The organism is Yinghuangia aomiensis, assembly GCF_039542225.1.
GTDB lineage: Bacteria > Actinomycetota > Actinomycetes > Streptomycetales > Streptomycetaceae > Yinghuangia > Yinghuangia aomiensis.
In genome coordinates, this window is the sequence record NZ_BAABHS010000012.1 from 259,987 (window position 1) to 265,986 (window position 6,000).

Sequence of the window (6,000 nt, forward strand, 5' to 3'; positions counted from 1 at the left end):
AGGACGCCCCGCCACGACAGGGCCTTTCGGCCCGGGACCGCGCGGGATGGCCGAAAGTACACGCCCCGGGTGCCGGCGGAGGGTTGCGGAACGGTCGATCCCGACCGGCAGTGGGGGATCTTTCGACCGGAAATGCTCTCTCGGAGCCGGGAGATTCCGCCCGGCCGGGCCCGCCGAGGCGCCGCCGCGCCGTCCTGAACACCCGTCAGGGCGCGATCCGGCCAGACACGAACGCGGGAGAAGCGGCCCGGCAGAGGGGCGAGACGGGTGACCGTATGCCGACACCCCTCCCGCGAACAAGCCTCTGCCGTCTCGGGCGGGGCGGTCGGCCGGAGCCGGGCGACAACACCACCGGATGAGCCGACGGGCTAGTGCAACTCCCCAGGCACTGCTACGCCGAGAGCCGCGGCAGCCCCGCGGCCCGCCGATGCCGTTCCCGTCGGGAATGCGCCGCGCGACTCGCCCCCAGGCGCCGCCAGGCGGGCCCGTTCCCCATGTCCGACGGGCCACCCCCGCGCACCCGTGGTCGGCCGGAGCCCGCCAAGCCGCCGGAGTCTCACCGAGCCTCGCTTCGCGGCCCTCCCCCTGCACCGTCACGCGGCTTCCTGTGTCCAGCCGCCCGCGGCACGTCCGCCGGCGCGCCGCAGCGGTGCCCGCGGACCGGTCAGGCCCCGGCGACTCGCCGGTGCGTCACCCACCTCGGCCGTGCGGCCCCTCCTCCGCACGCCCTCACGCGGCGCCCGTTTCCCCGCCGATCCGTTTCACCCGCCGCAGCGGTCCGCCGCGAAGGCCCGCAGGAACGTGTCCACTCCCGCCGCCAGGATCGCGTCCAGTTCGGCGGCTTCGGTCGGGCGGGCGCCGTTGAGGGAGCGGGTGAGGACTTCGCCGGTGGTGAGGGCGAAGAAGTGCGCGGCGGCGCGGACCGGGTCGGGCATGTCGAGCCGGCCGGCCGCGCCGAGCAGCGCGAGGCGGCCGGCGAGGGCCTCGGTGATGCGGGACGTGCCGTCGCCGACGACTTCCTTCAGCAGGTCGGGGAAGTGCGCGGACTCGGTGACGAGGACGCGTTGCAGGACCCAGGCGCGCGGGTCGCGGAAGCACACGGCCAGGCGGTGGGCGAGGCCGAGGAGTTCGGCGGTGAGGTCGGCGGGGGCGACCGGCAGGGCGTCGATGGCCGCGAGGCTCGATTCGCGCGAACGGATCGCGGACGACAGGACCATCTCGCGGAAGAGCGTCTCCTTGCCGCCGAAGTGGTTGTAGACGGTCGGCTTCGCGACGCCCGCCTCGGCGGCGATGACGTCCACGCCGGCCCGGTCGTAGCCCTCGCGCGCGAACACCACGAGCGCGGCGTCCAGGATCGCCTGCCGTTTCTCGACCCGGCCGCGGGTGACCGGGCGCGGCGCCTTGGCGTCCGGGCCGGACGCGGTCGGCTCGGCCGCGGGGCGGCTTGGTCGGTCGGCGGTCGGGGCGTCGCGTCGGCTCATGCGGACATGTTACCGTCAGTCCGCAAACTTGAACTTGAGAGTTCAAATTCCCAAACTTCTTCGTTCACTGGAGTTGGCCGATGCCGTCTTCCGCTCCTCCTCCCGACCTCGCCGCGACCGGCCTGCCCCCGGCGGGCACCGACGCGGCGCCCGCCCCGCCCGACCGGCTCGACGCGCCGCTGATCCGCCTGATCCTCGTGCTCGTCCTCGGCGGCCTGATGGCGCTGTTCGACGCGACGATCGTCAACGTCGGCATGCGCACGCTCGGCGAGCACTTCGACGCCCCCCTGCACACCGTCGAGTGGGCGGCCACCGGATACCTGCTGGCCTGCGCCGTCTCCGGCCCCGCGGCGCTGTGGGCGGTCGACCGGTTCGGCGGCCGCCGCGTGTGGCTGCTCGGCCTGGTCGTGTTCACCACGACGTCGGTGCTGGCCGCGCTGTCGTGGTCGGTCGGCGCGCTGATCGTCTTCCGGATCCTCCAAGGACTCGGCGGCGGCATGCTCGAACCGGTGATGCTCACCCTGGTCGCACGCGCCGCCGGTCCCGCCCGCGCCGGGCGCGCGATGGCCGCGATCAGCCTTCCGATCACACTCGGTCCGGCACTCGGCCCGATCCTCGGCGCGGTGATCCTGGACGCGCTGCCGTGGCAGTGGATGTTCCTGGTGAACCTGCCGCTCGGCATCGTGGCGACGGTCCTCGCGCTGCGCTTCGTCCCGGCGGACGGCGACCGCTTCGCGGACGGCGGACGCGCCCGCTTCGACGCACGCGGGCTGGCGCTGCTCGCCCCGGGCTTCGGCCTCCTGCTGTTCGGCCTCTCGCACGCGGCCGGGGACGGCGGCTTCGGCTCGTCCCCGGTGATCGCGGCACTGGCCGGCGGCGTGTTCCTGGTCGGCTGCTACGTCGCGCACGCCCTGCGCAAAGGCGACGGCGCGATCATCGACGTACGGCTGTTCGCGAGCCGCGGCTACGCCGCCAGCGTGGTCGTGATGAGCACCGTCGGCGCGATGATCTTCCCGCTGCTCTACCTGGTGCCGCTCTACTACCAGCAGGCCCGCGGCGAAAGCGTACTGAGCGCGGGCCTGCTCCTCGCGCCGCTCGGGCTGGGCGCGATGATCGGCATGCCGATCGGCGGACGGCTGAGCGACCGGGTCGGCGCCCGGCCGCTGGTCCCGGTCGGCGCCACGGTGGTGGGCCTGGTGATGGTGGTGTTCGCGACCGCGGACGCGGACACCCCGACGTGGCTGCTCGCCGCGGCGACGCTGGTGGTCGGCGCGGGGCTCGGTTTCGTCGGGGCGCCCACGATGTCGTCGATCTACCGCACCGTGCCGCCCGCGTCGGTGTCGAGCGCGAGCGGCGCCGTGATGGTGCTCAACCAGATCGGCGGATCGTTCGGGATCGCGATCGTGACGGTGCTGGTGCAGCAGGGGCTCGACGACGGCAAGACGTCGGCCGCGTACACGGGTGCGTTCTGGTGGGTCGTCGCCGCGGCCGCCGTCGTCGCGGTGGCCGCGGCCACGTCCCTGCCGGGGCGCCCGGACCGCACCCCGGCACGTTGACGGCCGCTCAGCCCGCGGCGTACACCTCGACGCCCTCGACGTAGGTCCGGACCACGGTCGTGTTGCCGATCTCCTCCTTCGGCCCCGCGAACGGGTCGCGGTCCAGGACGGCCAGGTCGGCGTACTTGCCCGGCTCGATGGTGCCGGTCACGTCGTCGAGGTGGTTCACCCACGCCGTGCCGGACGTGTAGGCGCCGAACGCCTGCGCCAGGGTGAGCGACTGCTCCGGGTAGAACGGCTTCCGCGGCGGCGCGTCGGCGCTGCGCACGTTCGGCGCGCCGTCGGGAGTCATGCGGTTGACCGCGACGTGGATGCCCCACAGCGGGTTCGGGCTGCTGACCGGCCAGTCGCTGCCCGCGACGAGCCGGGCGCCGGCCCGGTCGAGGTCGCCGAACGGGTACTGCAGCGCGGCGCGGTCCGGGCCGAGGAACGGGATCGTGAGGTCGTCCATCTGCGCCTCGTGCACCGCCCAGAACGCCTGGATGTTGGCAGCGGCGCCGAGTTCGGCGAAGCGCTCCAAGTCGGCCGGGTCGACGACCTGGAGGTGCGCGAGGTGGTGGCGGTTGTCGTTCGCGCCGTTCGCGGCGCGGGCCTCGGCGATCGCGTCGAGGGCCTCGCGGACGGCGCGGTCGCCGAGCGCGTGGAAGTGCACCTGGAAACCGAGCCGGTCGAGTTCGGTGACCGCGCGGCCGAGCAGGGCGGGGTCGACGAAGCTGAGCCCGGAGTTGGCCGTGGCGCAGCCGCACTTGTCGAGGTACGGGGCGAGCATCGCGGCGGTGAAGTTCTCCGCGATGCCGTCCTGCATGATCTTGACGGACGTGGCCGCGAACCGGCCGAGGCTGCCGCGGCGGCGGCGCTCTTCAAGCTCGGCGATCTGCTCCAGACCGCGCTCGCGGTCCCACCACAGGGCGCCGACGACGCGCGCGGTAAGCGTCCCCTCGCGGGCGGCGCGCAGGTAGACGTCGAAGTTGTCGCCGCTGCCGGCGAAGGCGCCGATGATGGCGTCCTGCCAGCCGGTGATGCCGAACGCGTGCAGCTGCTCCTGGGCACGCAGGAGTCCGTGGTAAGGCTCGTCGGGTCCGGCGGTCGGCATGTACTTGCCGACCAGGTCGGCGGCGCCCTCCTGCAGCATGCCGGACGGGGTGCCGTCGGCCTCGCGCTCGATCCGGCCGTCGACCGGGTCGGGGGTGTCGCGGTCGATCCCGGAGATCTCCAGGGCCTTGGTGTTGACCCAGGCGCCGTGTCCGTCGCGGTTGGTGAGGAAGGCGGGGCGGTCGGGCACCAGTGCGTCGAGCATCTGCCGGGTCGGGGTGCCGCCGGGGAAGACGTCCATCGACCAGCCGCCGCCGGTGATCCACTCGGCGTCGGGGTGCGTGCGCACGTACTCGGCGATTTGGACCAGGTAGGCGTCCAGGTTGCGTTCGCCGGTGAGGTCGCAGCGCAGCAGCTGGTTGCCGGCCGCGACCGGGTGGATGTGCGAGTCCTGGAAGCCGGGGCTCAGGAGGCCGCCGGCGAGGTCGACGATCTCCGTGCCGGAGCCCGCGAGTCCGCGGATCTCGGCGGTGTCGCCGACGGCGAGGATCCGGCCTCCGGCGACCGCGACGGCGGCGTCCACCGGCTCGGTGCCGGTGCCGGTGCCGGTGAAGACCTTGCCGCCCAGGAAGACGGTGTCGGCGGTGTTGCCCACGGAAGTTGCCCCCAACGTCGGCGGACGGCTGAGTCCGCACGGTGTGCCTGACACTCGGAGTCAACCGTTGCGCAACGTTGATGTCAACAGTGATGCGCTCGCGGTTTCGCGGCCTCGATACACTGACCCCACCATGTCGAAGCCCACGTCGGCGCCCTTGCGCGCCAAGCGCGCCGGAAGCCGCCTCTCCCCCGAGCGGATCATCGAGGCGAGCCTTGCCATCGCCGCGCGCGGCAGCGCCGACGCGTTCACCATCCGCCGCCTCGGCGAAGAGCTGGGCACGGACCCCACGGCGATCTACCGGCACTTCCGCGACAAGGACGAACTCCTGCTGTCGGTGGCCGACCGGATGCTCGGCGAGGTGCTGGCGAGCGTCCCCGAGGGGTTGGGGTGGCAGGACCGGATCCGCGCGCTCGCGGATGCGTCGCTCGCCTCGGCGATCAAGTACCCGGTGGTGGCGTCCATGATGGCCAGCCGCACGACGCGACGGGCCAACGAGTTCCGAATCGTGGAGCTGATCCTCGGCGCGGTCACCGAAGCCGGGCTCGACGGGGCCGAAGCGGCGCTGTACTACCGGGTGGTCGGGGACTCGCTGCTGGCGTTCGTGGGACAGAGGGCGGCGTATCTGCTTTTCGACCCGGACGTGCGGGCATCCGACGAGTCGGCGTGGACGGTCGAGTACCGGCACGTCGACGCGAAGGCGTTCCCGCAGATCGGACGACTGGGCACGGAACTGGCGGCGGTCACCCAGGACTCGATCTTCCGGGCGCGGATCGACGGGCTTGTCACGGCGATCGAGCGCCGGGCGAGCGAGAATCACGCTTCGGAGTGACGTAGAGCCGCTTTCGGCACGGCGGTTGGCCGGATCGAGGCGGAGCAAAGTGACGCCGTCGGAGTGATCCGACGGCGGGGGGCGGGGAGGGACACCCGCGACTCCGGCCCTTGGTGGCGGCAGGGGCCCCGGACAGGGATGACCTCCGGCGAGAACAGCGGGCTCGGCGCCAAGCCCCGACGCCGCTACGGCACCGACGAGTTCGGCGAACGCGCGGACCGGTCGCGGGCGGTGATCGATTCGCCCCACGTCCGGGCCGCCCACCGCGGCCCAAGAGCGGACCCAGCCCGGTCGACCGGGCCCGGCCGGGCGGCAAGCACCACCTCCTAATGATGTTGTCAAGCCGCTGCTGTGACCGGGAGTCCGCGTTGGAAGCACTGTCCGTCGCGAATCAGCGCCCACAGGACGTTGACTCTCCGGCGAGCCAGGGCCAGGACAGCCTGG

The 6,000-nt window shown here is 73.1% G+C and carries 4 protein-coding genes; 2 read left to right on the forward strand and 2 right to left on the reverse strand.

From position 1 onward, the window contains the following. Positions 1-761: 761 nt before the first annotated feature. Positions 762-1,481: a TetR/AcrR family transcriptional regulator gene (locus ABEA93_RS18870; RefSeq protein ID WP_345676763.1), complete on the reverse strand. Its 720-nt coding sequence runs from the start codon at positions 1,479-1,481 to the stop codon at positions 762-764. 80 nt (positions 1,482-1,561) lie between these two features. Between ABEA93_RS18870 and ABEA93_RS18875 the strand changes: the two genes are divergently transcribed. Beyond that, positions 1,562-3,037 carry a DHA2 family efflux MFS transporter permease subunit gene (locus ABEA93_RS18875; RefSeq protein WP_345676764.1) on the forward strand — a complete coding sequence of 492 codons (1,476 nt, stop codon included), beginning with the start codon at positions 1,562-1,564 and terminating at the stop codon, positions 3,035-3,037. 7 nt (positions 3,038-3,044) lie between these two features. Here the strand turns inward: ABEA93_RS18875 and ABEA93_RS18880 are convergent, their stop codons facing one another. After that, positions 3,045-4,724: an amidohydrolase gene (locus ABEA93_RS18880; RefSeq protein ID WP_425584993.1), complete on the reverse strand. Its 1,680-nt coding sequence runs from the start codon at positions 4,722-4,724 to the stop codon at positions 3,045-3,047. A 133-nt stretch (positions 4,725-4,857) separates the two neighbouring features. On the opposite strand from ABEA93_RS18880, the gene ABEA93_RS18885 reads away from it, so the two are divergent. Next, positions 4,858-5,556, forward strand: coding sequence for a TetR/AcrR family transcriptional regulator (locus tag ABEA93_RS18885; RefSeq protein ID WP_345676765.1), 699 nt, complete (start codon positions 4,858-4,860; stop codon positions 5,554-5,556). The last annotated feature ends 444 nt before the right edge of the window (positions 5,557-6,000 follow it).